At 63.6% G+C, this 25,811-nt stretch carries 27 protein-coding genes and 1 tRNA gene; 14 read left to right on the top strand and 14 right to left on the bottom strand.

From position 1 onward, the window contains the following. Nucleotides 1–9: 9 nt before the first annotated feature. The 7 genes from ROA7023_RS15765 to ROA7023_RS15795 all read left to right on the top strand — a co-directional run bounded on the left by ROA7023_RS15765 (nucleotide 10) and on the right by ROA7023_RS15795 (nucleotide 7,514). Nucleotides 10–915 (top strand): hydroxymethylglutaryl-CoA lyase, encoded by a 906-nt coding sequence (locus ROA7023_RS15765; RefSeq protein ID WP_085880001.1) that lies wholly within the window; start codon nucleotides 10–12, stop codon nucleotides 913–915. Next, nucleotides 912–1,595: a GntR family transcriptional regulator gene (locus ROA7023_RS15770; protein ID WP_085880002.1), complete on the top strand. Its 684-nt coding sequence runs from the start codon at nucleotides 912–914 to the stop codon at nucleotides 1,593–1,595. The genes ROA7023_RS15765 and ROA7023_RS15770 overlap by 4 nt, the downstream gene beginning before the upstream one ends. 190 nt (nucleotides 1,596–1,785) lie before the next feature. Continuing rightward, the gene (locus ROA7023_RS15775; RefSeq protein ID WP_085880003.1) at nucleotides 1,786–2,886 is read left to right on the top strand and encodes an ABC transporter ATP-binding protein; all 1,101 of its coding nucleotides are present in this window, start codon (nucleotides 1,786–1,788) and stop codon (nucleotides 2,884–2,886) included. Between the two features lie 87 nt (nucleotides 2,887–2,973). Then, nucleotides 2,974–4,095, top strand: a complete 1,122-nt coding sequence (locus tag ROA7023_RS15780; RefSeq protein WP_085880004.1) for an extracellular solute-binding protein — start codon at nucleotides 2,974–2,976, stop codon at nucleotides 4,093–4,095. 70 nt (nucleotides 4,096–4,165) lie between these two features. Beyond that, nucleotides 4,166–4,453 carry a DUF1330 domain-containing protein gene (locus ROA7023_RS15785; protein ID WP_085880005.1) on the top strand — a complete coding sequence of 96 codons (288 nt, stop codon included), beginning with the start codon at nucleotides 4,166–4,168 and terminating at the stop codon, nucleotides 4,451–4,453. Between the two features lie 117 nt (nucleotides 4,454–4,570). After that, nucleotides 4,571–6,274, top strand: coding sequence for an ABC transporter permease (locus tag ROA7023_RS15790; RefSeq protein ID WP_085880006.1), 1,704 nt, complete (start codon nucleotides 4,571–4,573; stop codon nucleotides 6,272–6,274). A 4-nt stretch (nucleotides 6,275–6,278) separates the two neighbouring features. After that, nucleotides 6,279–7,514 carry an ABC transporter permease gene (locus ROA7023_RS15795; RefSeq protein WP_085880007.1) on the top strand — a complete coding sequence of 412 codons (1,236 nt, stop codon included), beginning with the start codon at nucleotides 6,279–6,281 and terminating at the stop codon, nucleotides 7,512–7,514. A 235-nt stretch (nucleotides 7,515–7,749) separates the two neighbouring features. Here ROA7023_RS15795 and ROA7023_RS15800 read toward each other — a convergent pair whose 3' ends face one another. From ROA7023_RS15800 to ROA7023_RS15830, 7 genes are all read right to left on the bottom strand, one after another. Beyond that, nucleotides 7,750–8,679, bottom strand: coding sequence for an AEC family transporter (locus ROA7023_RS15800; protein ID WP_085880008.1), 930 nt, complete (start codon nucleotides 8,677–8,679; stop codon nucleotides 7,750–7,752). A 95-nt stretch (nucleotides 8,680–8,774) separates the two neighbouring features. Further along, entirely contained in the window at nucleotides 8,775–9,572 is a 798-nt protein-coding gene (locus ROA7023_RS15805) for an MBL fold metallo-hydrolase (protein WP_085880009.1), read from the bottom strand. Then, the gene (locus ROA7023_RS15810) at nucleotides 9,572–10,390 is read right to left on the bottom strand and encodes a TatD family hydrolase (RefSeq protein WP_085880010.1); all 819 of its coding nucleotides are present in this window, start codon (nucleotides 10,388–10,390) and stop codon (nucleotides 9,572–9,574) included. The genes ROA7023_RS15805 and ROA7023_RS15810 overlap by 1 nt, the downstream gene beginning before the upstream one ends. After that, nucleotides 10,387–11,529 (bottom strand): DNA polymerase III subunit delta', encoded by a 1,143-nt coding sequence (locus ROA7023_RS15815; protein WP_085880011.1) that lies wholly within the window; start codon nucleotides 11,527–11,529, stop codon nucleotides 10,387–10,389. Before ROA7023_RS15815 ends, ROA7023_RS15810 begins: the two co-directional genes overlap by 4 nt. Nucleotides 11,530–11,582: 53 nt before the next feature. Further along, nucleotides 11,583–12,200, bottom strand: coding sequence for a dTMP kinase (gene tmk, locus ROA7023_RS15820; RefSeq protein WP_085880012.1), 618 nt, complete (start codon nucleotides 12,198–12,200; stop codon nucleotides 11,583–11,585). Between the two features lie 10 nt (nucleotides 12,201–12,210). After that, a complete protein-coding gene (locus ROA7023_RS15825; RefSeq protein ID WP_085880013.1) occupies nucleotides 12,211–13,389 on the bottom strand; it encodes a D-alanyl-D-alanine carboxypeptidase family protein in 1,179 nt (392 codons plus the stop codon). 120 nt (nucleotides 13,390–13,509) lie between these two features. Further along, nucleotides 13,510–14,427 (bottom strand): SPOR domain-containing protein, encoded by a 918-nt coding sequence (locus tag ROA7023_RS15830; protein WP_085880014.1) that lies wholly within the window; start codon nucleotides 14,425–14,427, stop codon nucleotides 13,510–13,512. Nucleotides 14,428–14,642: 215 nt separating this feature from the next. On the opposite strand from ROA7023_RS15830, the gene ROA7023_RS15835 reads away from it, so the two are divergent. Beyond that, nucleotides 14,643–14,732 (top strand) — tRNA-Ser (locus ROA7023_RS15835). 350 nt (nucleotides 14,733–15,082) lie between these two features. Here ROA7023_RS15835 and ROA7023_RS15840 read toward each other — a convergent pair. The 5 genes from ROA7023_RS15840 to ROA7023_RS23905 all read right to left on the bottom strand — a co-directional run bounded on the left by ROA7023_RS15840 (nucleotide 15,083) and on the right by ROA7023_RS23905 (nucleotide 18,416). Next, a complete protein-coding gene (locus ROA7023_RS15840) occupies nucleotides 15,083–15,910 on the bottom strand; it encodes an HNH endonuclease (protein ID WP_085880015.1) in 828 nt (275 codons plus the stop codon). Between the two features lie 85 nt (nucleotides 15,911–15,995). Then, nucleotides 15,996–16,376 carry a hypothetical protein gene (locus ROA7023_RS15845; protein ID WP_085880016.1) on the bottom strand — a complete coding sequence of 127 codons (381 nt, stop codon included), beginning with the start codon at nucleotides 16,374–16,376 and terminating at the stop codon, nucleotides 15,996–15,998. Beyond that, nucleotides 16,376–17,701: a recombinase family protein gene (locus ROA7023_RS15850; protein ID WP_085880017.1), complete on the bottom strand. Its 1,326-nt coding sequence runs from the start codon at nucleotides 17,699–17,701 to the stop codon at nucleotides 16,376–16,378. Before ROA7023_RS15850 ends, ROA7023_RS15845 begins: the two co-directional genes overlap by 1 nt. Continuing rightward, nucleotides 17,698–18,198 (bottom strand): DUF2924 domain-containing protein, encoded by a 501-nt coding sequence (locus tag ROA7023_RS15855; RefSeq protein ID WP_085880018.1) that lies wholly within the window; start codon nucleotides 18,196–18,198, stop codon nucleotides 17,698–17,700. Before ROA7023_RS15855 ends, ROA7023_RS15850 begins: the two co-directional genes overlap by 4 nt. Then, nucleotides 18,195–18,416 carry a hypothetical protein gene (locus ROA7023_RS23905; RefSeq protein ID WP_143535591.1) on the bottom strand — a complete coding sequence of 74 codons (222 nt, stop codon included), beginning with the start codon at nucleotides 18,414–18,416 and terminating at the stop codon, nucleotides 18,195–18,197. Before ROA7023_RS23905 ends, ROA7023_RS15855 begins: the two co-directional genes overlap by 4 nt. A 696-nt stretch (nucleotides 18,417–19,112) precedes the next feature. Here ROA7023_RS23905 and ROA7023_RS15860 point away from each other — a divergent pair. Both ROA7023_RS15860 and ROA7023_RS15865 read left to right on the top strand, forming a co-directional pair. Beyond that, complete coding sequence (locus ROA7023_RS15860) at nucleotides 19,113–20,288, top strand: IS630 family transposase (protein ID WP_234992263.1); 1,176 nt, start codon at nucleotides 19,113–19,115, stop codon at nucleotides 20,286–20,288. A 34-nt stretch (nucleotides 20,289–20,322) separates the two neighbouring features. Then, nucleotides 20,323–22,254, top strand: coding sequence for an AAA family ATPase (locus ROA7023_RS15865; protein ID WP_085880020.1), 1,932 nt, complete (start codon nucleotides 20,323–20,325; stop codon nucleotides 22,252–22,254). 72 nt (nucleotides 22,255–22,326) lie between these two features. On the opposite strand, the gene ROA7023_RS15870 is transcribed toward ROA7023_RS15865, so the two are convergent. Both ROA7023_RS15870 and ROA7023_RS15875 read right to left on the bottom strand, forming a co-directional pair. After that, on the bottom strand, nucleotides 22,327–23,049 hold the full coding sequence (locus tag ROA7023_RS15870) for a hypothetical protein (RefSeq protein ID WP_121097276.1): 723 nt from the start codon (nucleotides 23,047–23,049) through the stop codon (nucleotides 22,327–22,329). 1 nt (nucleotide 23,050) lies between these two features. Further along, nucleotides 23,051–23,788: a LexA family transcriptional regulator gene (locus tag ROA7023_RS15875; protein ID WP_234992264.1), complete on the bottom strand. Its 738-nt coding sequence runs from the start codon at nucleotides 23,786–23,788 to the stop codon at nucleotides 23,051–23,053. A 48-nt stretch (nucleotides 23,789–23,836) separates the two neighbouring features. Between ROA7023_RS15875 and ROA7023_RS15880 the strand changes: the two genes are divergently transcribed. From ROA7023_RS15880 to ROA7023_RS15895, 4 genes are all read left to right on the top strand, one after another. Then, nucleotides 23,837–24,520, top strand: coding sequence for a hypothetical protein (locus ROA7023_RS15880; RefSeq protein ID WP_085880021.1), 684 nt, complete (start codon nucleotides 23,837–23,839; stop codon nucleotides 24,518–24,520). Nucleotides 24,521–24,735: 215 nt separating this feature from the next. Next, a complete protein-coding gene (locus tag ROA7023_RS15885) occupies nucleotides 24,736–24,945 on the top strand; it encodes a helix-turn-helix transcriptional regulator (protein WP_085880022.1) in 210 nt (69 codons plus the stop codon). Next, on the top strand, nucleotides 24,942–25,301 hold the full coding sequence (locus tag ROA7023_RS15890) for a hypothetical protein (protein ID WP_234992265.1): 360 nt from the start codon (nucleotides 24,942–24,944) through the stop codon (nucleotides 25,299–25,301). Before ROA7023_RS15885 ends, ROA7023_RS15890 begins: the two co-directional genes overlap by 4 nt. Before the next feature lie 44 nt (nucleotides 25,302–25,345). Continuing rightward, nucleotides 25,346–25,811, top strand: a 466-nt coding sequence (locus tag ROA7023_RS15895) for a hypothetical protein (RefSeq protein WP_085880028.1), incomplete at its 3' end; no start/stop codon positions are given.

Below are 25,811 nucleotides of genomic sequence, written 5' to 3' on the forward strand. Positions count from 1 at the left end.
GGGAAACCAATGAAAATGATCGAAAATGTCGAAATAATCGAGGTTTCGCCGAGAGATGGGATACAAAATGACCCGGTCTTGCTGTCGACGGAGGCGAAGCTCGCGCTGATCGGCCGGGCCCGGGCGGCGGGCCTGCGCAGCTTCGAGGTCACGAGTTTCGTCAACCCCAAGCGGGTGCCGCAGATGGCGGATGCCGATGCCGTGGTCGCCGGGCTGCCACGGGATGACGGCCGCTACATCGGGCTGACCCTGAACCGCCGGGGCTACGACAGGGCCGTCGCCGCGGGGCTGCGGGATGCGAATTTCGTCGTCGTGGCCAGCGACACGTTCAACCAGCGCAACCAGGGCGTTCCAACCCAGCGCAGCATCGCGGATTTCGCGGAAATTCGCGGGCAGGCGGCATCGGGCCTGGCGCTGGGCTGCACCATCGGCGCCGCCTTCGGGTGCCCCTTCGAGGGCGAGGTGCCGCTGGCGCGGTTGATGGAGGTCGTGGAGGCGGTGATGGCCCACGCCCCGGACGAACTGTCGCTGGCCGATACCATCGGCGTGGCCACCCCGCGCGACGTCACCGAAAGGGTCGGCGCGGTGCGCGCGGCCTTTCCCGACGTGCCGCTGCGGCTGCACCTGCACAACACGCGCAACACCGGAATCGCCAACGCCTGGGCGGGGCTCGAGGCCGGTGTCCGCCGGTTCGATGCGAGCCTCGGCGGCGTCGGCGGCTGTCCCTTCGCGCCCCGGGCCACGGGCAATATCGCGACAGAGGACCTGGTCTACATGCTGGACCGGGCGGGGATACCGACCGGCGTCGACCTGGATGCCGCCATCGAGACGGCCGCATGGCTGGAGGCGCAGCTGGGCCGCACCCTGCCGGGCATGGTCATGAAGGCGGGCGGATTCCCTGCCGGCGCCGCATGAAGGACGGGGCCCGCCAGGGCGCGGCGGCCGATCTGGCCTACGAGACGATCCGCACCCGGATCCTCTCGGGGGAGCTCGCGCCGGGCACGCGGCTGACGGAGCAGGCCCTGGCGACCGAGCTCGACCTCAGCCGCACGCCCGTGCGCGACGCGCTCAAGCGGTTGCTGCTGGAAGGGTTCGCCGAGCGCGGCACCGGCTATTCCACCCGGGTCGCGCCCTTCGAGGCCAACGAGCTGGAGCAGGTCTACGAGATCCGACTCCGGCTCGAATCCTACGCGGCCGAGCGCGCGGCGCTCAACGCCACCGCCAAGCAGATCGACCGGATGGATGAGCTTGCGCAACTCATGGCGCGCCACACGCCGCCCCGGACCCCCACCGATTTCCGCATCATCTCCGAGGCCAACGAGGCATTCCATCGCCAGATCGCCGAGGCCGCGCATTCCGCAAGGTTGATCACCGTGCTGGCGGCGGCGTTCGACGTCGGCGTCGTCGCCCGGACCTATCACAGCTACTCCGAAAGCGACCTGATCCGGTCCATCGGCCACCACCGCGAGATCGTCGACGCGATCCGCGCACGGGATCCGCACTGGGCCTCCAGCGTCATGTCCAGCCACATCCTGGCGGCGATCCGGTCGGCGGCAAAGCTGTCGTCGGCACAGCGGCCGGATGGCCCGGAATAGGAACCCAAAGCGGTTTGAAGGGCAATCAGCGTGCAATTCTTCGGATTCGGCTCCGCAGGCTGCACAAAATGTATTCATCTGCATGACGAAGGAGCGGATTCCAGGGGGTGGGTTGCAATCCCGGGCGTCGTCGGCTTTAGTTTGCTCCAAGAAAGCCGATCAAACCGGTTGGAAACACGGGGAGAACCACTTGGCCGACACTGCGAACGAGTCTTCTTTCGTCGCCTTCGAGCGCGTCCAGAAGAGCTATGACGGCGAGAATCTCGTCGTCAAGGATCTCAACCTTGCCATGCCCAAGGGCGAGTTTCTCACGATGCTCGGGCCCTCGGGATCGGGCAAGACGACCTGCCTGATGATGCTGGCAGGCTTCGAGACCGCGACCCACGGCGAGATCAAGCTGGACGGTCGGCCGATCAACAACATCCCCCCGCACAAGCGCGGGATCGGCATGGTGTTCCAGAACTATGCGCTCTTTCCGCACATGACCGTGGCCGAGAACCTCGCCTTCCCGCTGGAAGTGCGCAAGATCGGCAAGTCGGATCGCGAAAAGAAGATCACGCGCGCCCTCGACATGGTCGAGATGGGCAATTTCGGCGGCCGTCGCCCGGCACAGCTTTCGGGCGGGCAGCAGCAGCGGATCGCCCTGGCGCGTGCGCTGGTGTTCGAGCCGGAGCTGGTGCTGATGGACGAACCGCTCGGTGCGCTCGACAAGCAGCTGCGCGAGACGCTTCAGTTCGAGATCACCAACCTCGCGCACCGTCTGGGGATCACCGTTGTCTACGTGACCCACGACCAGACCGAGGCGCTGACCATGTCCGACCGCGTCGCGGTGTTCGACGATGGCCGCATCCAGCAACTGGCCCCGCCGGATCAGCTCTATGAGAGCCCCGAGAACAGCTTCGTCGCGCAGTTCATCGGCGAGAACAACACGCTGGAAGGCGTGATCAAGGAAGTTAAGGGCGACACCTGCATCGTGCAGCTCGACAGCGGCGACGTGATCGACGCTAAGCCGGTCAACGTGTCCAAGGCCGGCGAGCGCACCAAGGTGTCGATTCGCCCCGAGCGGGTGGAATACAACAAGGACCGTCTTCAGGAGGGGGCCCATACCCTCAAGGCAGAGGTCATGGAATTCATCTACATGGGGGACATCTTCCGCACGCGGCTCAAGGTCGCCGGCAAGGAGGATTTCGTCATGAAGACGCGGAACGCGCCCGACCAGGTGCGTCTGACGCCGGGAAGCCAGATCGAAATCGGCTGGCTGCCCGACGATTGCCGCGCGCTGGACGCCTGAGACGGCATTCGGCGGGTGCTGCGTTCGGGTGTCCGGAACGGCGCAGGCTGTAAGCGAAAAAACCGGACAAAAACACGGGAGACGAATATGAAGACCAACAGGATTCTAATGGCGACGTCGGCACTTGTTGCCGGGACCACGGCCGTCTGGGCCGCCGGCCATGTCGAAATGGCCGACAGCATGACCCTTGTCAGCTGGGGCGGCGCCTACCAGTCATCGCAACAGAAAGCCTATCTCGAGCCCTATCTCGAGATGAACCCTGAGATCAGCGCGACCTGGGATGAGAGCTCTCCGCAGGCCGTGGCGCGCATGCGCGCCATGTATGAGGCCGACAACGTGACCTGGGACCTCGTCGACGTTGTGGCCTCTGACGCCATCCGCCTTTGCGACGAAGGTCTGGCGATGGAGGTCGATCACGACGAGATCCTTGCGCCGGCACCCGATGGCACGCCCGCATCCGAAGATTTCGGAGACCTGATCGTGTCCGACTGCTTCATCCCGCAGATCGTCTATTCGACCACGGCGGCCTACAGGACGGATGTCGAGGCGTGGAACGGCGAGACGCCCAGCGACATCTGTGCGCTCTTCGACCTCGAGACCTTCCCGGGAACCCGGACGCTCGAGCGGCGGCCGATCAACAACCTCGAATGGGCACTGATCTGCGACGGCGTGGCGCAGGAGGACGTTTACGACGTGCTCGAGACCCAAGAGGGCCAGGACCGTGCCTTCGCCAAGCTCGACGAGATCAAGGATGAAACGATCTGGTGGTCGTCGGCAGCCGAATCGATCCAGTCGATGGCTGACGGCGAGGCGGTGATCGGCTCGTCCTACAACGGCCGCTTCTTCTCTGCGATCGTGGAGCAGGACCAGCCCATCGCCATGCTCTGGGACGCGCAGGTGTTCGACCTTGACGGCTGGATCATCCCGGCCGATCTGCCCGATGACCGTCTGGCCCGCGTGCTGGACTTCGTCTACTTCGCCACGGATACCCAGCGTCTGGCGGATCAGGCCGCTTACATCTCCTACGGTCCGGCGCGCGCCAGCTCCGCACCACTGGTGGGCGACCACGCAGAGCTTGGCGTGGCCATGGCTCCGCACATGCCGACCAACCCGGCGAACGCAACCAACCCCTTCGTCTACAACTACACCTGGTGGGCGGATTATCGCGACGATCTGGACGCCAAGTTCCAGGCGTGGCTCGCGCAGTAAGCGCTGATACTTTCGGGGCGGGCCCTTGTCGGTCCGGCCCGGCTTTGACGGGACGCAGAGGGGGGATGAGATGCCCAAGGGCTATATCATCGGCCACATCACCGTGACGGATCCGGAGGCATACAAGGAGTATGTCGCTAAGGATACGGTGTTCATGGCGGCCTCCGGCGGACGGTTCATCGTCCGCGGCGGGCAATCCGAGACCCCCGAGGGCGCGACCCAGAACCGTCATGTCGTCATCGAATTCGACAGTTTCGAGGCTGCCCGGGCGGCCTATTACGACCCCGATTACCAAGCCATCGCCGATATTCGCCGCAGGACAGCCGAGAGCACGATGATTCTCGTCGAGGGAACCTGACGCAAGTGTGCCGCGGCGTGACGCCGGGGCCGGACGAGGGGGCGGAGAACGCTCCGAAACAGAGACAGGACGCCCTGGGAGAGAAGATCGCCCGGAGCAGGCCGAGGAGAAGCGCCAATGACCGACGCGACAGCAGGGCCCAGGCCGAATTCGGACGCCGGGGGCAAGGACAAGCCTTCCGGACCGATGCTTGCGGCAGACGGAACGTCTCTGAAGTCGTCGCTCGCGCGCTCCATGCGGCGGCAGAAGATCAAGGCGTTGCTGCTGGTTGCGCCGCTGCTGATCTTCATCATGATAACCTTCATCATCCCGATCGGGCAGATGCTTTTCCGGTCGGTCGAAAATCAGATCGTCTCTGACACGCTCCCCCGCACTGTTGTCGCGCTGGACTCTTGGGATGCTGAAAGCGGCGATCCGCCGAGCCAGGCGGTCTTTGCCGCGATGGCCCGCGACATGGTGGTTGCCACGGAACTCAATAATCACACCAGCCTCGGCTCGCGCCTGAATTACGAGACGACGGGGCTTTCCTCGCTCTTCCGTCAGGCAGGTCGCGAGGTGGACGACTTCGGAGAGGATCACACCGACGCCTTCGAAGAGATCGACCCGCTCTGGGTAGAGCCCGCGACCTGGGTGACCATGTTCGCCTCCGACAACTGGGTGGAGGCGCATGCGGAATGGGCCGAACGCGCCGAGGCTGCGGGCTTCGGCTTCGACGAGCTTCCGCCGCCGTTCGAATTCAGCGAGGGCGTGCAAGAGCCCCTGCCGCGCACCTCGGCCATGTTCGCGGACTTCGCCCGCGTCCTGCGGGTCGAGGACGAGGAAACGCCGGCCGAGGAAGAGCCCTGGAATATCGTCTATCTGTCGCTCTACGAAGATCTTGCGGCGGATCCGTCCGCGCCGTCCGCCTATGACGGCGAGACCCGGGCGCTGCTCGAAGAGGCGCTGGCCATCACCGACACGATGGGGCCATTCGATTATCAGGCCGCCTTCGAGGAGATCGACGAGGATTGGCTGGGCTATGACCTCTGGTCGACGATCCAGACGTTCTCGCCGTCCTACACGCCGGGCTATTTCCTGGCCTCGATCGACCGTCAGCTGACGCCGGACGGGGTCGAGGTGGTCGATGACGACCGCAAGATCTATGGCACATTGTTCCTGCGGACGATGGTGATGTCCCTGATGATCACCTTCAGCTGCATCCTTCTGGGCTATCCGGTGGCATGGCTGCTGGCGAACCTGCCGATGCGGACGGCGAACGTCCTGATGATCCTTGTCCTGCTTCCGTTCTGGACATCGCTGCTGGTGCGAACCTCGGCGTGGAAAGTCCTGTTGCAGCAGCAGGGGGTGATCAACGATCTGCTTGTCTGGCTGGGCCTCGTGAACGATGCCAGCCGGCTCGCCCTGATCAACAACCAGACCGGCACGATCATTGCGATGACGCATATCCTTCTGCCGTTCATGATCCTGCCGCTCTACTCGGTGATGAAGACCGTGCCGCCAAGCTACCTGCGGGCGGCGAAGTCCCTTGGGGCCACGAACTGGACGGCCTTCTGGCGGGTCTATTTCCCGCAGTCGGTCCCGGGGATCGGCGCGGGCTCGATCCTCGTCTTCATCCTGTCGATCGGCTACTACATCACGCCCGAGATCGTGGGCGGCACCAAGGGTGTCTTCATCTCGAACCGGATCGCCTACCACATCTCCAGCTCGCTGAACTGGGGTCTGGCCGCGGCGCTCGGCTCCATCCTGCTGGCGCTCGTGCTGGTGCTGTACTGGCTCTACGACCGGATCGTGGGCATCGACAACGTGAACCTGGGGGGCTGAGGCCATGAGCGACGCATTGACAAACCCCGCCGACGTGGCGAGCGAACACAAGGCCGTCACCACCTTCGCGATGCCGCTGACGGCGCTTCTGGGGGTGATCCTGGGATATGTTGGCGGACAGGCCGCCTCGATGCCGCTGATCGGAGTCATCGTCGGGGCGATCCTCGGCGCGGCCTTTGCCTATGTCTCGGGCATGGTGCTGGAGCACAACCGGACCATGGGCCGCTGGGGCGCGATCGCACTCTGCGGTGCGCTGGGCCTGATCGCCGGCGGCTTCGGCGGCCTCGTCGGCGGCGCCATCATCGGCGCCATCCTGAGCTGGGCGGCCTACTGGCTGACTTCGGGCGACTACCGCAGGGGGGTGCCGATCTACTCCACCCCCGGACAGGTGCTGTGGCACAACAGCTTCCTGTTCATCTGCGGGTTCATCTTCTTCTTCCTGATCGCGCCGATCCTGACCATCATTCCGCTGAGCTTCAACGCCGAGAACTTCTTCACCTTCACGCCGGAGATGCTGCGGCTCGACCCGGCGGGCTATTCGCTGAAGCACTACCAGGACTTCTTCAACAGCAGCGACTGGCAGCTGGCGATGCGGAACTCGCTGATCATCGCGCCCTTCGCGACGATCATCGCGGTGACGCTGGGCACGATCGCGGCCATCGGCCTCTCGCAGTCCCATATTCCGGGGCGGCAGGCGATCATGGCGATCATGATCTCGCCGATGATCGTCCCGCTGATCATCTCGGCCACGGGGATGTTCTTCTTCTACTCGGCGATGGGCAACTGGCTCGAGGACAACCTCGGCTTCAGCCAGGAGATGACAGGTTACATCAAGGTTATCCTCGCCCACGCGGCGCTGGGTATTCCCTTCGTCATCATCACGGTGACGGCGACGCTCGTCGGCTTCGACCGGTCGCTGACCCGCGCCTCTGCGAACCTCGGCGCGGGGCCGGTCAAGACTTTCTTCAAGGTCCAGATGCCGCTGATCCTGCCCGGCGTGATCTCGGGCGGTCTCTTCGCCTTCATCACCTCGTTCGACGAGGTGGTCGTGGTGCTCTTCGTCGGTGCGGCCGCGCAGAAGACGTTGCCGTGGCAAATGTTCATCGGCCTGCGCGAGCAGATCTCGCCGACGATCCTCGCCGTGGCGACAATCCTGGTGACCTTCTCGGTCATCCTGCTGATTACGCTGGAGCTTCTGCGGCGCCGGTCCGAGCGGCTGCGGGGCATGACCCCGGGCTGATCCGGGCCTTCGGCCCTCGCCGCGGCAAAGATCCTGTCCGGCCCCTGCGTTGGGGTCGGACACCAAATTCCGGGACTCCTGCCTGACTGACGGTCGCGGTTCAGCCCCATTTCCCTTTTTGACGAAAGATCGCCCGGGATTGCGTGCTTGGACGCGGCGCTGGGGGGGGAGCTGGCCGCCGAGCGGCGGCGCGGCGGGGGCGGGGTGTCACCCCTTCGGTCGGGCAGGGCCGGGGTCAGGGTAGGATCGCGAGCCAGCACCAGACGGTCAGGATCGACAGGCCCGTCCCGATCAGCACGGCCGAGGCCGCGACCCGTCGCGCCGTGCCGTACATGTTGGCGAAGACGTAGGTGTTGACCCCGGGTGCCATGGCCGCGGTGACGACGGCGGACCGGAGTGCCGCGTCGCTGATGTCCAGCGCCCGGCCGACCCCGAAGGCGATGGCCGGGTGCAGCACCAAGCTGAGCGAGCATACGTAGAGGATCGCCCGCATGTCGCCCTGGGGCCGGTAGCGATAGAGCACGCCGCCGAGGCTGAAGAGCGCGGCCGGCAGGGCCGACCGCACGATCAGGTCGACCGCATCGGTCGCAAAGCCCGGCAGGGCGAGCCCGCTGAGGTTGACCGCAAAGCCGAGCGCGATGCCGAGGATCAGCGCGTTGGAGAAGATCGCCTTCAGGATCTTGGCGGGCAGGGCGCGGGCCGGGGCGCCACGGGCGCGGACCACCTCCATCGCGGTCATGCCGAGTCCGTAGCAGAAGGGTGCGTGGATCGCGATCACGGCGTAATTGCTGGCCAGCGATTCGGTGCCGTAGGCGCGCTCCATGATCGGCAGGCCGAGCAGGACCGAGTTCGAAAAGAGCCCGGAGAAGCCGAAGGCCACGCAATCGTCCCAGGGGCGCCCGAACAGGTGGCGCGCCCCGAAGAAGCCCGCGACGAAGCCCGAGACCGCGCCGGTGTAGAAGGTGACGAGCAGCGGCCACTCGAACGATCGGTCGAGGTCCAGCGTCGAGATCGCGCGAAACAGCAGGCACGGGATCGCGATGTTCTGCGTGAACTTCACCAGCGTGTCGATGCCCTCGTCCGAGAAGAGGTTGCGCCACCGGGCCAGGTAGCCGAAGCCGATGACCAGGAAGACGGGCATGATGACGTCGAGCAGCGCACTCATGTGTCGGGCGTCCGGAATGAGGCGGGGGCGGGAGCCTCCGGCGGGAGTTTGCCGGCCAAGATGAAAGGCGGGCCTTGGCGCCTGGTGTCGCGCACCTAGACCTCGAAGGTCAGGGTGAGGCCGTCATGGGCGGGGTCGACATTGACCGGCGTCTCGGCGGCGACCTCGGCATAATCGAGGTCGATATGCATGTTGGTGAGGACCGCATGAGCCGGGCGCACGCGGTCGATCCATTCGAGGCTGCGGGCAAGGTGCGCATGGGTCGGGTGGGGCGTGCGCCGCAGGGCGTCGAGGACCCAGCAGTCCAGGTCTTCCAGGAGCGGCCAGCTGTGGTCGGGGATGTCCGAGACGTCAGGGACATAGGCGAGGTTCTCTATCCGAAAGCCGAGGGCGTCGATGCTCCCGTGTTCCACTTCGATCGGGGTCAGGGTGATGTCACCGCCGGCGCCGGAGATGACGATCGGCCCGTCGATCGTGTTGAGGTCGAGGATCGGCGGATAGGGAGAGCCCACGGGTTGGGCGAAGGCGTAGCCGAAACGGCTGAGCAGGGCGTCGCCGGTCGCGCCGTCGGCCCAGACGGCCAGGCGGCTTTTCATGTTGAACACGATCTGGCGTAGGTCGTCGAGCCCGTGGACGTGGTCGGCATGGGCATGGGTGTAGACCACGGCATCGAGCTTGCCCGTTCCGGCGGCGATGAGTTGGGCCCGCATGTCGGGGCTGGTGTCGATCAGCACCCGGGTCGTGCCGCCCGCATCGCTGCGCGTGACCAGCGCGGAGCACCGCTGACGGAAGTTGCGGGGATTGTCCGGATCACAGGCGCCCCAGTGGCCGCCCAGCCGGGGCACGCCGCCGGAGGAGCCGCAGCCGAGGATACGAAACGCGAGGGTGGCCATCAGGCGGCCCCGGCCTTGGCGGGCCAGCCGGCGGCCTTGGAGAAGAGGCGATCGAAATTGGCGGTGGTGGCGGCGGCGAATTCCTCGAACGAGAGACCGAAGACCTCTGCGCCGACGCGCGCGGTGTGCGCGGTGAAGGCGGGCTCGTTGCGCTTGCCGCGGTGGGGAGGGGGCGCGAGATAGGGGCTGTCGGTCTCGACCAGGATCCGGTCGAGGGGGACCGCTGCGAAGATGTCGCGCAGCTCCGTCGAGCGGGGGAAGGCGGCGATGCCGGACATCGACAGGTAAAAGCCCAGATCGAGGGCGGCCCGCGCAAGGCCCGCTCCGGAGGAGAAGCAGTGCATGACGCAGGAATAGGGGCCGTTGGCATAGCCCTCGGCCAGAATCGCCGCCATGTCCTCGTCGGCGTCGCGGGCATGGATGATCAGCGGCAGGCCGCTTTCGCGGGCCGCGTCGATGTGCAGGCGGAGCGAACGCTTCTGCACCTCCATGGTGTCGGCGGTGTAGTGGTAGTCGAGCCCGGTCTCCCCGATGCCCACGAACTTGGGGTGGCGGGCCAGGGCGAGCAATTCGTCGACCGAGGTCATCGGCTCTTCCGCGGCGCTCATCGGGTGGGTTCCGGCGGCGTAGAAGACCGGGTCGTGTTCTTCGGCGATGGCGCGGACGGCCGGTTCGTTGCGCAGGCGGGTGCAGATCGTGACCATCCGCGCCACGCCGGCCGCCACGGCACGGTCGATCACCGCGCCGCGCTCGGCGTCGAAATCGGGGAAATCCAGGTGACAATGGCTGTCGACGATTTGGGGTGCTGTGCTGGTCATGCCTTGGCCTCGGATACGGTCGTGTGACGCGCCGTCTCTTCGATCTTGAAGACCATATCGAGGATGAGGCTGGCGGGGTCAAGGTTGACCGCCCGCCCGTGGCGGGAGCGGTCGATCAATGTCTGGCTGAGGTTTGCCCAGGTGCGGGCCGCGCGCACTTCGGGGGCGAGGCGGGTGAGCAGCCGGGCCTCGCCGGGGGCGCCCTGGACCGCGGGTTCGCCCATCAGCCCGGCCCGCGCGGTGCGCGACAGGAAGCGGTCGACGAGGTCGAGCGCCATCTCGAACCGAGCGTCGTTCTGCCGGCCGGCGCAGCTGTCGGCGAGCTTCAGCGCGGCGGGGCGGTCGAGGCGGGGCAGATCGGAGAAGAGCCTGACCAGATCGGCATAGAGCGCCAGCCCGTCGCCCTGCACCAGCCGGATCGCCTCGCCGACGGACCCGCCGGACAAGGCTGTCATCGCTTCGGTCTCGGGGATGTCGATGCCCGATTGGTCCAGGGCCCGGGCCAGGTCTTCGGGGCCGAGAAGGGACAGGCGCAGCTCGCGGCAGCGCGAGCGGATCGTGGGCAGAAGGCGCGAGGGCCGGTGGGCGACCAGAAGCAGCGTGGTGCGGGCGGGGGGCTCTTCCAGTTCCTTCAGCAGGGAATTGGCGGCGGCGACGTTCATCTCGTCGGCGGCGTCGACGATCACGGCGCGACGGCCGCCGTCGGTGGCCGACATCTGGAAGAAGCGCTTCATGCCGCGCACCACCTCGGCCCGGATCTCGGCCGAGAGCCTGTCGCCCTTGTCATTGGGGCCGCGCCGCAGGACGTGAAGGCGCGGATGGGCCCCTGACCGGATCAGCCGGGCGTCGGGATGCTCGGGGTCGACATGGAGGGAGGTGGGCGGCGGCGGCGGCCCGAAGAGGCCGCCGTCGGCCTGCGCGGGCTCGGCCAGCAGGAAGGTCGCGATCTTCCAGGCGAGCGTCGCCTTGCCGATGCCTTTGGGCCCGCTGAGCAGCCAGCCCGAATGCAGCCGGCCCGACGCGTAGGCATCGAGGAAATCGGCCTCGGCCCGATCCTGTCCGAACAGGCGGGGCGTGTCGCGCGGATGGGGTGCACCGGGCAGGCGGTCCGGTTCCGGCAGATCGGTGGAAACGCTCATGGCTTCGGTGTCGCGCAGATCGGGCGCGGGTGCAATCGGGTTCGCGCCGGAGCTCAGCCCGGGGCGGCGAGACCCATCTGCGTGGCGATATCGGCGGCGATGGCCTCGACGGCCCGGTTGCCGTCGATCACCCGGCAGCGGTCCGAATATTGCCGCGCGAGCGCGAGAAATCCGGCGCGGACCCTTTCCTGCATCTCGAGGCCGAAATCCTCGAACCGGCTTTCCGCATCGGGCCGGGCGAGACCGCGTGAAAGAGCCGCGGCCGGGTCCATGTCGATAATGAATGTCAGGTCCGGCTCCCGGCCGATCATCAGGCGGTGGAGCGTGTCAACCTTCTCGCGCAGATCGCCTCGGGTGGCGCCCTGGTAGATCCGGGTGCTGTCGGCGAAACGGTCGCAGATCACCGTCCGGCCGGCGGCGAGCGCGGGGTCGATCCGTTTCTCGAGGTGATCGCGGCGGGCGGCGGTGAACAGCAACAGCTCCGTCTCGGGGGACCAGCGCCCGGGATCGCCGGTCAGGACAAGCGCACGGATCTCCTCCGCGCCGGGGCTGCCGCCAGGCTCTCGGGTCAGGATCGCGTCGGGCAGACGCTCGGCCAGAAGCCGGGCCTGTGTGGACTTGCCGGAGCCGTCGATGCCCTCGAAGGTGATGAAGCGGCCCGGGCGCGTCATGAACGGGTCGTCACGCGCCGGGCAGGGCGGTCAGATCGGCCTCCGGCGCGATCTTGCGCAGGACCACGAGGGCGGCGGCCTGGACCCGCTGGCGGAACCCGCCACGCTCGACGTCGGCCTCGGCCACGAGGGGCACGCGCACCTCCGGAAGACCTTCGCGATTGATGACCAGTTCGGCAACTTCGTCTCCCTGGGCGACCGGCGCCTCGATCGGTCCGGTATAGATGACCTCGGCCGAGAGCGAGTCCTGCTCCAGCACCGGCAGCAACAGACGGACGTCCTCGGTCACGGTCAGGCCCACATCGGGGGCCGCGCCCATCCAGACCTCGGCTTCGGCGATACGGGTCCCGGCGGTCGTCACCTTGCGCTCGACGAATTGGCGAAACGCCCAGTTGACCAGGCGCTCGCTTTCGTCGGCCCGTTGCTGCTGGGTGTCGAGGCCCGAGATCACGAAGATGATCCTGCGGTCGCCCTGCTTTGCCGAGCCAACGAGGCCATAGCCCGCCTCTTGCGTGTGGCCGGTCTTGAGCCCGTCCGCGCCGATCCCGAGCCCCAGAAGCGGGTTGCGGTTGTGGATGTTGGTCGGCGCACGCCCGTCGAACAGGAATTCCTGTTCGGAAAACAGCGGATAGAACGTGGGGAATTCGGTGATCAGCCGGTTGGCCAAGGTTCCCAGGTCCCGCATGCTCATGTGGTGGCCGGGGGCGGGCCAGCCGTTGGAATTGACGAAGACCGAGTTGGTCAGCCCGATCTCGCGTCCGCGCTCCGTCATCAGCCGCGCAAAGCCCGCTTCGGTTCCGTCGGGCGACAGCGCCTCGGCGATGACCGCGCAAGCATCGTTGCCCGACAGCACGATGATCCCTCGCAGCAGATCCTCGACCAGCGGCCGGTCCGTGGTATCGAGGAACATGGTCGAGCCGCCGTAGGACATCGCGTGCTCGCTCACCGGCAGGCGTTCGTCGAGCTGAAGTCGGCCGTCCGCGATCGCCTCGAACGCCATGTAAAGGGTCATGAGCTTGGACATGGACGCCGGCGGCAGGGGAGCGTCCGCCTGCTTTTCCAGCAGCACCGTCCCGGTGGTCTGGTCCAGCACATAGGCCGCGCCGGCCTGGGTGTCGAAGGTCTGGGCAGACAGCGGCGGCGCGGCGGCCATGAAGACCAGAAGGAGGGCGGCAAGACGTCGGACCATGATGCGTCGGCTTCCTTTGCAAATGCGATCGGCCCGGTGACTATCCCGAAGGCGCACGGGCCGCAACGGCTCCGGGGCCCGATGACGCGGCCGCCCGGTCGGGACGGCCGCGCGAACCGATCAGTTGGTCACAGCGTAGGCGTCCGCAAAGCCCTGCGCTTTCACTTTTTCGAGCAGCTCGGCGCGCTCGGCGGTATTGCGCGCAGGTCCGACGACGACGCGCCAGAACGCGCGGCCCTGGGTCTCCTGCTCCAGCACGGTCGGGACGATCCCGGCGGCCCGCATCCGGTCCGCGGTGCGGGTGGCGTTGTCCTCGACCGAGAAGATCCCGATCTGCACGAACGGCCGGTCCAGATCGGAGTTGGCCCTGGCAGGCGTGGGCGTGGGCGCCGGGGCGGGCGCCGGGGCGGCGACCCGTGTCTCGGTCTCGGCGCTGTCGATCGCGGCCGCGGCGGAGGCGATCGGGTCGAGCGAGGTCATCGCCACGTCCGCCGGCGCATCGAATGCCGCCGCGCCGTCATCGAGGACCGGCTCCGCGCCGATGGCGGCATCGGGTGCGGGCGCGGCCGCATCGGCGGTTTCCTCGCGCCGCAGCGCCGTGACATTGAGGTCGGTAGGAGCGCCGGCCAGGACGCCAAGCGCCTCGGCCGCATCCGATGAGATTTGCAGCCGCGGCCCGGGATTCTCCCGCTCCCGGCGGAACAGCGCCCCGATGACGAACTGGCCGGTCTCGCGGTTGCGGATGATGACCCGCTCGGGTTCGTCGACGTCCGGATGTGCAACCCATACACCGCCCAGCGAGGGCCGTCCGTCCCAGAGGCCGGCTTCCGTGACTTGGAACACCTCGGGAGCCTCGACATCGCGTTCCACCAGTTCGACGGTGCTTCCGGGGCCCTCCGCGGCCGGGTTGCCCGCGGCGCGGGTCGCGAAGGCGGGCATCTGGAACTGCCCGTTCTCGCAGGCGGTGAGTGTGAGCGCCGCGGCAAGCCCCAGCCCCGTGCGCGTCAAGATTCTGGATCCGTGAAGTCTGCCTGTCATAGTTCGCCCCTAGATACTGCGGCGCGTCCGCCGCATGGCCGTGTTCCCCGACCTGACTGCTCTCAAGCGACCGTTCGGACGCGACGCCGACGGTCTTGCCCTGTTCATAGCGTCAAGACGCCGCATTTGAAAGTGCGGCGTTCCGAAATCATCCTGATCGCCGGTCCGGTGTGGCTTCCAGAATCGCCGCAGCGTCATTATGCGTCGGAAGCCTCGGAGGAGTGGCAGAGTGGTCGATTGCACCGGTCTTGAAAACCGGCGTGCGTGAAAGCGTACCGTGGGTTCGAATCCCACCTCCTCCGCCATTATCCCCATTGCGAACCAGTGACACCGCCCTGACGGGCACGGATTTTTCCGTGTTATCAAAGGGGTTTGCGTGAACCGACCGAACCTCATAGACGCGCAGCTTGGCCAAGGCCGGGCTCAGAATGGCCCACAGTCTCAGTTTGGGCGAACCTCTCCCGTTGAGGTTCGGTCCCGTTTTCTCCCTACTTTTCAACGGCCTGCTTCCGCGTCCCGCCAAAACCTAAACGCGCGTTCCGAACGATATCGTTGGCAACATAGACAGAACACGCGGTAGGCGCGTTGCTCGGGATGCCATCGTAAATCGGCGGATTTCTTGGGTAGGTTCGCATCCCAAACCCCCAAGGAATACTCATGCTTTGTCTTCTTGGTCCCCAAGCATGGTGTCGACTATCGCCGCGTAGCGATCTGCAAGCTGGCGCACGTCTTGGTGAGCGAGTTCGATAATCTGCCTGAGCCTCTGGTTTTCCCCTATCGGCAAATAGTCATGTTTCGCCATATGAGCCTCTATTGCGGAAATCCTTTCCGTTTCCGGACCTAAGAAAGCGCGATAATCTTGGTCGGCTTTCGTGGCGTTACAGCGTCGGCAAGCAGGAACGAGATTGCCGAGTCGGTGTTCGCCAAGGGACGTGCGGTTGATCGGAATGACGTGTTCCATCACCAAATCCCCCTCCGCGCCGCAATAGGCGCACCGTTGACCGAAATCGGAAAGGACTGCCTCCCATTGTTCGGCGTTGAACTGTTCGTCGCCAATGCGGCTGAGAAGATGTCGGATAAAGGCATTCTGAGCGATGCCGATGGCACTGCCGCGGTAGCGCCCACGAGCCGCCCGTTCTTTTGCCTCAACCGAGGGTGGTTCTGAGTGCGGGTTGACGTCATGGGCGATCTCTCGCTTTGCCAGATATTGGCGAAAGAGGGAAAGGCTCTTGCTGGTTGGAGGGTTGAACCATTGACTTGTTACCCGCACCGGGACGCCGTGAACTTCGTGCGTGGCGTTGTAAAACCGCACGTGCTCCTCAGGTGCAATTTTCGAGACGGGCTTGCAGAAAGGATAGTTGATGTCGAAGGTTTCTTTTGAATACTGAGGGTCTTGGAGACGGGCAAACTCCGAAGGATCGCCTGTTTCGCAGTATTGAAAAATTGCGCGAACGTTGCGCTTGACGAATTGACCGATCTTCATGTGGGCTTCTCCAGAAATGTGGAGGAAGCTTAGATGGATCCGAGTTTTCTCGCGACCAACATTTGCGACCTGACTGCAACAGAAATCAATCAAACACCCGTTCCGGCTGCTCGATCCAAGGCAGCTCCGCCACGCCGCAGAGGTCGAAGATCGACAGCACGGTTGGCTCGCGCCGGAGGACCAGCCGCTCCAGCACGGAGGGCGCGAGCCATGCCAGCCGGATCACGCGGCTGACATAGCGGTCGGAGATACCTTCCTCTCTGGCAAGGTCAGCGATGGTGTTGACGTCGCCGCGCTCCAGCCTGCGCCGCCAGTCCCATGCGCGGCCGATGGCACGCAGTAGCCGGGAGTCTTGGCCGCGTTCCATGGCTACTTCGATCTCCTTGGGCGGCAGGATACGCGGGCGGCCGCCGCGATTGCGCAGGGTGAGCGGGATGTGGACGCGGAGGGTCTCGGGCTCTGCCATCACGCCACCTCCGGCTTGGCCGGGGCCATCAGCGCGGCAATCGTGCCCAAGCCCTCATGGCGCAGATCGACCGCCAGCCCGGCCTCACTGGCGGTGACCCGCGCCACCAGAAGCCGGACCACTCGGGCCTGTTCGGCCGGGATCAGCGCGTTCCACATCTCATCGAACTGGGTCAGCGAGGCGCTGATGTCCGCCTCGCCAAGGTCAGGCCGATCCTTGCGCATGGTCCGCGACACCCGTGCGGCAACCTCGGGAGTGCGCAGCAGGCGGCGGATTTCACCGACCACGGCATCCTCGACCATGCCACCCGGCAATCGCTGCGGTCCGCGCAATTCGGCCTTGGGCCGTTTCTTGATCACGTCCATCGAGACGTAATAACGATAGCGGCGCGTGCCTTTCTTGGTGTGGTGCGGAGTCATGGCCACGCCGGTTTCGGTGAAGATCAGCCCGCGCAGCAGCGCCGGTGAGGGTTCTTGAGCTGCGGCCTTCCTAAGATACCGGTTGTTCGCGATCACCTCATGCACCTCGTCCCAGAGCGTCTCGTCGATGATCGCGTCGTGCTCGCCGGGATAGGCGTTGCCCTTGTGCACCGCGAGGCCACGATAGACCTTGTTGTGCAGGGTCTTGAGCAGCGAGGTCTTGTCGTAGGGTCTGCCGGTCTTGGTCAGAATCGCACGCGCATCCAACTCGCGGACCACCTGCGCCGTGGAACTGGACCGGGCATAGAGCGTGAAGATCGTCCGCACCGTCTCGGCCTCGGCCGGGTCCACGATCAGCTTGCGGTCCTTCACGTTGTACCCGAGTGGCACCGGCCCGCCCATCCAGATGCCCTTCTTGCGCGATGCAGCGACCTTGTCGCGGATCCGCTCGCCGATAACCTCGCGCTCGAATTGGGCAAAGCTGAGCAGGATGTTCAGCGTCAGCCGCCCCATCGACGTGGTGGTGTTGAAGGACTGCGTGACAGAAACAAAGGTGACGCCGTGCTTGTCGAAGATCTCGACCAGTTTCGAGAAATCCATCAGTGCTCGGCTGAGGCGGTCAATCTTGTAGACCACGACGATGTCGATCAGCCCGTCCTCGATGTCGGCGATCAAGTCCTTCAGGGCGGGGCGTTCCAGCGTGCCGCCGGAGAAGCCACCGTCATCATATTTGTCGCGCAGGCAGACCCAGCCCTCGGCCTTCTGGCTGGCGATATAGGCCTCGCAAGCCTCCCGCTGGGCGTCGAGGCTGTTGAACTCCATGTCGAGCCCTTCCTCGCTCGATTTGCGGGTGTAGATGGCGCAGCGCAGGCGGCGGGGCGGTTGTGGCTGTGGTTGGCGCGTCATTTGCTGATCCTCGGGCGTGGGGTGAAACCGAAGAACTTCCAGCCGTTCCAGTTCGCGCCGGTGATGGCCCGCGCTGCGCCGGAGAGTGACTTGTACCGGCGACCCTGCCACTCGAAGCCCTTCGTCAGCACCGTGACAGTGTGCTCAACGCCGTTCCATTCGCGGACCAGCTTGGTGCCCGGCAAAGGCCGTCGTGGGTCGGTCATTACCTGACCCGGTTCGCCGGAGACCACCTCCGCCGCCAACGCATCCAGAGTCCGCTGCGTGTCGCGGCCTATGCCGCCTAGGGCCAGTTCCTGGATGCGGTAGCCAAGCCGCAGTTCGAGGTTCTGGCGGCTGGTGTTCGGCGCGGGCGCGTCAAAGATCGCCGCCCATTTCTCGCGCAACTCGGGCACAGTCATGGCCTTCAGCGCGACCAGGTCCGCCAGGACAGCGTGGCCCTGCGCGAAGCCAAAGCCCGTTCTCTTTCCTACTGATTTCGTTTTGGTTTTCGTCATTCGTCCTCTCCAACTCGGGTTCGCAACTGGTGACGACGACGGCGAACAAGAGCGAGGATGTCCAGCGAACTGTCTCGGTCGTTCGAAGAATTCTCGTTTATTGTCGGTGGGTTGATGCGATCCACGGCTGTGGCGAGGATCTTTGCGAGTTCCGCCAGCCGCTCATCGGCGGTCAGCGTTTCAGGTGGAGGGGCGAAATTGACGTCGGTGTCGGGCATGGCGGGCGAACCTCAGGTGCTGTTTTGCCCTGTGGTGGCCGCGATGTGGAATGGATTTCAAGTTAAAACAACGGGTTGGTGTATGACCGCGAAATCAAGAGTAGCCGAGCGTCAATTTTGTGTGGCGGGATTGTTTGGAGAGATGCCGACTTCTGCCGCACCACGCAACAATCCCGGAAACGCCTAGGAAGCGTTACTTGCAGCGTCGGGCCGCCGGGCGGTCGAGAATCCGAAGGCCGACGCTTAGGGGGGCGATTTCCCGAATCCCCTCAGAATCGATTGCTTTGGTCGGAATCTTTGAGTGTCGCCGACGATCTGACGGCTTGGCCGCCATCTACAAATGTCTCTACTTATGTCACCTGCGCCAATTTTTTTTGCGACTCAGCCGACAAAAATCAATAGTTTTGTGAGATGAGAGACAAAAAATGCCAAATTGATATAGTGACTTTTGTCCTGCACATTGTGAACATAGATGACAAAGGAAGCAACTATGGCGTTCAGCTGATCAAGGCGGCGACAAAGGTCCGGGCAATCGTAGGACCTGATGGCACGGTGGTGACCTGTTACCACGAACGAAATGGGCAGTTGGGATCCTCGCGCCGGACAACTCGGAATCGCCGCGCTAGGTGCGTCCTAGACTTTCAGTGAGTGCGGAACAACAAGCTCAAGCGGCGGCACTTCTAGAAAATGCCCAACATGTTTCCTGAAAAGGGCGTTATTGTGCTGATAAAATTAATGTATACTCCGAGTCCTGCAGAAGCCGAATTTGTTGACTTGACTGCTGGGTTTGGAACGATTCAGCTATTGCTTATGATCCGCCCTGACTTTCTTTCCTCACCAGCCCGCCTCGAGCTTGAGGCTTGCGTGCGTCGCCAGCGCGAGGACCACGGTATTGCCCGTCGGGCAAATGCGATCTTGCTGCTCGACGACGGCAAATCCTGCCAAGAGATTTCGGATTTTCTATATTTGGACGACGACACCATCCGTGGCTGGTATAAGAGCTACCGGCAAGATGGCTGGGACGCGCTTGCCTTTGACGGCTGGAAGGGTGGTCAGTCCCGTATGACGCAGGCACAGGAAGCTACATTGTGTGCTTGGCTGGAAGCACGCTTCTGTCGCTCGACGGTCGAGATCAGGGCCCATGTCGCCGCTGAGTTTGGTGTAAAATATTCCCATTCTGGCTGTATCAAGCTTCTGGCCCGGCTGGGCTTTGAATACCGCAAGCCCAAACCTCTGCCGCGCGTGGCATCAGCGGAAAAGCAGGCAGCTTTCATCGCATTATACGAGAACCTGATGCGTGGGTTGCCTGCAGATGAAGCCGTCTACTTCGCCGATGCGGTGCATCCGGAATATCAGACCAAGCCTGCATTTGGCTGGGTGAAGGTTGGGTCAAATCCAGCGGTTCTCAGCACGGCGGGACGTGGTCGTGTGAACATTCATGGGGCTGTGAACCTCGAAACCTTCGACGCACCTTTTGTCGAGCCCACGACCGTTGATGGGGTCAGTGCCGTGCAGCTTCTGACCAAGGTCGAAGAGCGCAACCCCGACAAGCGTATCATTCACGTCATCTGGGACAACGCCGCCTACCATAAAGGACCGGATGTCAGAGCTTTTCTTGCGAGGGCAGCCTGCCGTATCCATTTGATCCAGCTGCCGCCCTATTGCCCACATCTCAATCCAATTGAACGTCTTTGGGCGGTCTTGCACCATTATGTCACCCACAATCGCTACTACCGAAGTCAGAAGCAATTCGCCGACGCCATCCTTGCATTCATGCGTGAGACCATCCCGCAGGAATGGAAGAAATTCCGCGACAAGGTGTCAGATAACTTCCGCGTCATAACACACGAGAACTTTCGGGTTTTGGAGTAGAAGAAGTATATCTCGGATCGAGAGGCGACTGGAAATGGTGATTTCGGCTACAAAAGAGCTCATAGTTCATCCACCATTGGATGAGATTTCAGACCTGCGACAGCCTTTGACGAAAGGGGAGCGCACGGTACTTGAACTGTTCACCCGGAAATTGCCTCCTGGCTGGGAGATTTATGTCCAGCCCCATCTGAACGGATTGCGTCCGGACTTCGTACTGCTCAATCCCAAAGTCGGAATCGGCGTATTCGAGGTAAAGGACTGGGATCTAAATGCGATGTCCTATCGCAACGATTTCATGCAAGTTGGTGGGGGGCAAACCCAACGTCCGATACTGCGCGCCTCCCGTGACGGAGAATCGTTCGACGTCTGGCCGAACCCGGTTCAGCAACTTCGGCGATATAAAGAGGAAATCCACCAACTCTACTGCCCGCGACTCGAGAAGAAGAATGGTTTCGCCGTAATTACGGCAGGTCTGATCTTCCCCTTTGCCTCCCGCGACAGCGCAGCTGCCCTCATGGCACCTCACCAGACACGGGAAGAGCGCGAAAAATACCCTGCATACTCCCCGATCAGCGGCAGGGAGGCTCTCTCAGATGGCTGGTTGGAGAAAGTATTTCCTGAAAGCTCCCGGCAGTCTTCTCGGTACATGACACCGGATCACGCCGACGATCTTCGAGGGTGGCTCGTTGAACCGGACTTTTCGGCCGACCAGAGAAAACCACTGGAAATGGATGCACAACAGCGTTCTCTGGCCGACACACGAACGGAAGGGGGCTACCGTCGCATAAAGGGGCCAGCTGGCTCCGGAAAGTCCGTTGTATTGGCTGCTCGTGCAGCAAAGCTGGCGGCAGAAGGTAAGTCCGTTCTCATTGCGACGTACAACATCACGCTTTGGCACTATCTGCGTGATCTCGTCGCTCGCGCCAGTGGCGGACCTGGCTGGTCGAACGGGATTACCACATTGAACTTTCATGAGTGGTGCCGCCGTACCTGCCATGAAGCAGGACAGGGGTGGAGCGAAGAGTATTCGAGCCTCTTTGCAGGTGTACCCGAGAAACCTGATAATCCACTTCTGCGAAAGGAGTGGAGAAGACAGTGGCAGCCTGTTCTAGACCGCATCCTTAACGTAGATATTCCTGACCTCGCCTCCCGCGCTGTGGGCGAGCCGAGCGTTACGCGTTACGACGCGATACTTGTCGATGAAGGCCAAGACTATCGCTTGCCTTGGTGGAATGCCCTACGCCGCGCACTGAAGAATGGGGGCGAATGCGTGTTGGTCGCCGACGCGACCCAAGATGTGTATGGGACAGCCGGAGCCTGGACTGATAACGCCATGCGCGGGGCTGGTTTCAGCGGCGGCTGGGCTCAGCTTGAGACCAGCTATCGATTGCCGAACGATGCGATGGACATGGCCCGATTTTTTGCGCAGAAATTTCTACCTCAGGAGACAATTGACCTCCCCAAACCCGAACAAGGCTCACTTGCCCTTCATCCATGTACTCTTCGATGGGTCCAACGTGAGCCGGAAACGGCTGCCACAGATAGTTGCGTTGCAGAGATTTTATCGATGCTAAAGCGGTCTGGACGGGATGGACTCGCCAATGCCGACATCTGTCTCCTAACAGACGATCAAAGGGCTGGCGCGGAAGTTGTTCGGTTGCTCAGAGAAAAGAACATTAATGCCGTGACGACATTTGACGAGCGCGGGATAGAGTCTAAGCGAAACAAGATGGGATTCTGGATGGGAGATGCGCAGATAAAGGCGACAACGCTTCATAGTTTCAAAGGCTGGGAGTCCCGTCTTCTTGTGGTTCATATCACGCGCGCATTTACGGCTGATGCTCGCGCGCTGATCTATGCAGGCCTTACGAGGCTAAAGCGCAGCGTCCAAGGCAGTCATCTAACGGTTGTGTGCACAGCGCCAGAACTTTCAGAGTTCGGCCGACAATGGCCGGAGCAAGGCTGAGATCCGGCAGTGTGCAGAGGTCAGGGCGGCCAGAAAGAGCTGCAAATGGACCTTCGACGAGGCCGATGACTATCAATGCCTCGTCGCTCCACCCGCCATCCTGTCCGTCTCCAGCCGCAGCGCTGCTTTCCACAACGGCGTCTTGGTGAAAACGCTTTGCTCGGTGCTCCGGAAACCTTTGGCGCGGTCCATGTGCAGCAACCCTGTCCAGCAGAGAGGCCGAAGCACCTGGATGTAGAGGCGGCTCAGCACATCGTCGAAACCACCGGCAGGATCGGGCTCACCGAACAGCACCTGACGGAGGTCAGCGCCGGTCGCGCCGTCCTCGGTCTCGACGTTTAACACGTTCAGGAACACGTCCCAGTTGCCCAGGATCGGCTCGTCGAAGCGCGAGAAGCGGGCGTGATTGACTTCGAACAGGTAGAACGGCGTGACGATGCCGAAGATCCGACCGGGATGGCCAACCAGTCCCTGGCCCGCCTTGGTTAGCTTGAACTGTCCCTTGTAGTGCCGCCCGATCTTCAGCGCGATCACCACGTCGTGCAGATCCATCAGTGGGCCAAAGTCGATCTCGTTCAGCACCTTGTTGATGGCGAAGAGGTCTTCTTCGGTGTAGCCCGGCCAGTCGAACTCGCGTGCCGCCCAATGCACAAATACCCGCTTGAAGGCCTTCGATGGCGTCAGCCCGATCCCGCCATGTTCGGCGATGTAGGCAAAGGTCTTTTCCAGCGCCCGCACCATCGGTGAGTGCGCCAGCGCCGGGTTTGCATCGTCGATCTGGCGGAACTCGATCACCTCAGATCTCCCGCGCGAACCAGCGGATTCGGCCGATGATGTGGATTTCCTCGGCACTGCGCTCGTAGGGGCTGTAGAAGCCGTTGTCGGAGATCACGCGTACCGCAGGCGGTTCGCTGTTGGGGACATGCTCGAGCCGCTTGGCAACGAGCCCCATGCCGTCATCCAAAACGAAGATCCCGGGCGGGTTCGGCGCGCGACGTGTCATGTCGACCAAGACGGTGTCGCCGTCCAGAAGGGTCGGCGCCATGCTGTCGCCCTCGACATGCATGATGCGCAGCTGCGACGGACTGGCCTTGAGGCTGCCCTTTATCCAGGACCGGCGGAAGTGATAGGCGCGGCCGGGGGTGTCGTGATCCTCGGTCACCACCGCGCCGCCGCCCATCGACGGGCGCGGGCTGGCATGTGCGATCGCGACGAAGGTTTCGTCCGGGTTCTCGATGAAGGGTGGCTCGCCTTCGACCTCGCCGATACCGTGGATCAGCCATTCCCGCTCGACTTTCAGCACGCGGGCAACCTCTGCCAGCTTGTCGATGCCGGGGCGTGCAGAGCGGCCGCGCAGGATGTCATAAACGAAGGAGCGATTGACCCCGGCCATCTCTGCGACATGAGCGGGGCTGAGCCCGAGTTGCTGAGCACGGGCGCGAAGGCGGTCGGAGAGCGTGTGATGCTCGGTCATGTTTTCCCCAGAGAGCTGTGGATCAAATAGGATAAAACAGGATTGATCGGAGGCCGTCAAGGATTTAGAACAAATCCTAAACACTCAATGGCAGGAATCGGGGGTCACATGGAGATCGAGAAGGCGTATTTTACTCTGCCGGAGATCCTCGACCGCTGGTCCATCTCCGAAGCCGACCTGATCTATCTGGCGGAGAACGACAAGCTGCGGTTGTCGGTGCGTGTCTTCGGTGTGCCGGTGGAGTTGGGCGACTACGAGGAAAGCCCGGAAGGCGAAGTTTTCTCGATCCCATCCGAGCGTGGATATTACGAAGGGCTTCTTGAGCTGCATGCTCGCGATGCCTATTGGGTTTTCCGCAGCGGAATGGTCATCACGAACCATTTTCGGTCAGAGAACGCTGACTATGCGTCTCTCTATGGCGAGCCTGCCAATCTGACTATTGGCAAAGATGACCTTTTGCTGAAGCGCATAGAACGTGATCGTTTCGAAGCCGAGACAGGGTTCTCCGGCGCGGAGTCCGGTCCGCAGCTGCCAACCTTCAGCGCATCGCCCGACTATCACGAAGTGCGTTGCGGGGGGCACCAGTTCCGCCTCGGCCCGATCCAGGCGCAGGTTGTCCGCGCGCTGCATGAGGCTGCGCGCCGGGGTGAAGCATGGCAGAGTGGCAAGGCGATCCTGTCGGCTGCGGGCTCCAAGAGCCTGAAGATGTCCGACGTGTTCAAATCCCAGAAGCAGTGGCGCTCGCTGATCGAATCGAATGGTCGCGGCAACTACCGTCTGAACTGCGGCTGATTCCGACCCATCCCGTTCCGGCACGCGTGTCCCTCCGGCTCCACAGTGGGATGCGCAGGGGGATGAGAGTGGGATGGCAATCCCCCGCCACGGCATTCGCCGCTGAGTTGGAAGGCTCAAACTGATCCCCCTCCGCATCCCACTTCGATCCTGACGACATCCCACAGCAGGATTTCGCATCTTCCTCCCAACGCAATGAGCGACAGGAGACGAAGATGCAGCTCAAACACCTCAATCAGAAAGAACTGGCCCGGCGGTGGAACATCTCGCACCGCACGTTAGAGCGGTGGCGGTGGGCCGGAGAAGGCCCGCAGTTCATGAAGCTCGGCGGCCGTGTGGTTTACCGCATGGAGGATATCACAGCGTTCGAGCAGGACCAGTTGCGCCACAGCACCGGCGCTGATGCCCAAGCGGGTGCCGCATGATGGTCCGGCTTGATGATTTTGCGGCTGACCGGGTGGTGCCGTTCTGCGCCGCTGGCGGTCTGGACGAGGTCGGGTTTTGCGCCTGGATCGCGCAGGCTAAGCCCGGCGAGACTCTGATCTATCACCGCGGGTTTCTGGCAGTCGATGCCACCGCCGTTCTGTCGAATCTCCCTGCCGACCGTCAGCGCGCCTTGCGTCAGGTCGCGGCCGCCGCCCTCCGCGCGGCCGAACAGAACCTCGTGCATCTCGTTCAGGCGCGGATCGGCCCAGACCACTTCGCCTACATCGCCATCGCCCGGCCCAAGCCCCGATCCAGCGGTGCCGCTTTGTCGGTCCGCCTGCTCGAGGCCGCGTGATGCCCGCCTTCCAATCCTTTTTCACCGATCACGGAGATCCTTTCATGCCATTCCCCGAGAATACCCCCACGCCGGATGATCTCCAGGCGCTCAGCGCGGCCGAGATCGCGGCCTTGCCGGTCGAACTGCTGGCCATCCTGCAGCACGAGATCGATGCGCGGCTCAAACGCGACAAGGCCGCCAAGGCCCGGCTCGATGCCGGTCTCGCGGTGCGCTACGCCGATCGCGCTGCTGAGGAACGGCAGGCCGCAGGCAAGGACACGGGCACGACGCGCTTCGATGACGGTGATTTCACCATCGTGGCTGACCTGCCCAAGCGGGTCGATTGGGATCAGGACAAGCTCGCCGCGATGGTCGCGCGCATTCGCGATGCCGGTGACGACCCCGCACAATATGTCGACATCGCCATCAAGGTGCCGGAGCGCAAATACGCGGCCTGGCCCGACGCGATCCGGAAAGGCTTCGAGCCCGCGCGGACCGTGCGCACCGGCACGCTCAAGGTCGAGCTTC

The organism is Roseisalinus antarcticus, from assembly GCF_900172355.1.
GTDB classification, from domain to species: domain Bacteria; phylum Pseudomonadota; class Alphaproteobacteria; order Rhodobacterales; family Rhodobacteraceae; genus Oceanicola; species Oceanicola antarcticus_A.

Bases quoted from the DNA above. Each gene is read 5' to 3' on its own strand.
- ROA7023_RS23905 (WP_143535591.1), bottom strand. From the start codon at position 18,416: ATGCCCGACACCGACGTCAATTTCGCCCCTCCACCTGAAACGCTGACC.
- ROA7023_RS15800 (WP_085880008.1), bottom strand. From the start codon at position 8,679: ATGAGTGCGCTGCTCGACGTCATCATGCCCGTCTTCCTGGTCATCGGC.
- ROA7023_RS15865 (WP_085880020.1), top strand. From the start codon at position 20,323: ATGGTGATTTCGGCTACAAAAGAGCTCATAGTTCATCCACCATTGGAT.
- ROA7023_RS15840 (WP_085880015.1), bottom strand. From the start codon at position 15,910: ATGAAGATCGGTCAATTCGTCAAGCGCAACGTTCGCGCAATTTTTCAA.
- tmk (WP_085880012.1), bottom strand. From the start codon at position 12,200: ATGACGCGCCCGGGCCGCTTCATCACCTTCGAGGGCATCGACGGCTCC.
- ROA7023_RS15780 (WP_085880004.1), top strand. From the start codon at position 2,974: ATGAAGACCAACAGGATTCTAATGGCGACGTCGGCACTTGTTGCCGGG.
- ROA7023_RS15815 (WP_085880011.1), bottom strand. From the start codon at position 11,529: ATGAGCGTTTCCACCGATCTGCCGGAACCGGACCGCCTGCCCGGTGCA.
- ROA7023_RS15880 (WP_085880021.1), top strand. From the start codon at position 23,837: ATGGAGATCGAGAAGGCGTATTTTACTCTGCCGGAGATCCTCGACCGC.
- ROA7023_RS15830 (WP_085880014.1), bottom strand. From the start codon at position 14,427: ATGACAGGCAGACTTCACGGATCCAGAATCTTGACGCGCACGGGGCTG.
- ROA7023_RS15765 (WP_085880001.1), top strand. From the start codon at position 10: ATGAAAATGATCGAAAATGTCGAAATAATCGAGGTTTCGCCGAGAGAT.
- ROA7023_RS15885 (WP_085880022.1), top strand. From the start codon at position 24,736: ATGCAGCTCAAACACCTCAATCAGAAAGAACTGGCCCGGCGGTGGAAC.
- ROA7023_RS15845 (WP_085880016.1), bottom strand. From the start codon at position 16,376: ATGGCAGAGCCCGAGACCCTCCGCGTCCACATCCCGCTCACCCTGCGC.
- ROA7023_RS15785 (WP_085880005.1), top strand. From the start codon at position 4,166: ATGCCCAAGGGCTATATCATCGGCCACATCACCGTGACGGATCCGGAG.
- ROA7023_RS15860 (WP_234992263.1), top strand. From the start codon at position 19,113: ATGTTTCCTGAAAAGGGCGTTATTGTGCTGATAAAATTAATGTATACT.
- ROA7023_RS15790 (WP_085880006.1), top strand. From the start codon at position 4,571: ATGACCGACGCGACAGCAGGGCCCAGGCCGAATTCGGACGCCGGGGGC.
- ROA7023_RS15795 (WP_085880007.1), top strand. From the start codon at position 6,279: ATGAGCGACGCATTGACAAACCCCGCCGACGTGGCGAGCGAACACAAG.
- ROA7023_RS15770 (WP_085880002.1), top strand. From the start codon at position 912: ATGAAGGACGGGGCCCGCCAGGGCGCGGCGGCCGATCTGGCCTACGAG.
- ROA7023_RS15825 (WP_085880013.1), bottom strand. From the start codon at position 13,389: ATGGTCCGACGTCTTGCCGCCCTCCTTCTGGTCTTCATGGCCGCCGCG.
- ROA7023_RS15810 (WP_085880010.1), bottom strand. From the start codon at position 10,390: ATGACCAGCACAGCACCCCAAATCGTCGACAGCCATTGTCACCTGGAT.
- ROA7023_RS15855 (WP_085880018.1), bottom strand. From the start codon at position 18,198: ATGACGAAAACCAAAACGAAATCAGTAGGAAAGAGAACGGGCTTTGGC.
- ROA7023_RS15805 (WP_085880009.1), bottom strand. From the start codon at position 9,572: ATGGCCACCCTCGCGTTTCGTATCCTCGGCTGCGGCTCCTCCGGCGGC.
- ROA7023_RS15850 (WP_085880017.1), bottom strand. From the start codon at position 17,701: ATGACGCGCCAACCACAGCCACAACCGCCCCGCCGCCTGCGCTGCGCC.
- ROA7023_RS15890 (WP_234992265.1), top strand. From the start codon at position 24,942: ATGATGGTCCGGCTTGATGATTTTGCGGCTGACCGGGTGGTGCCGTTC.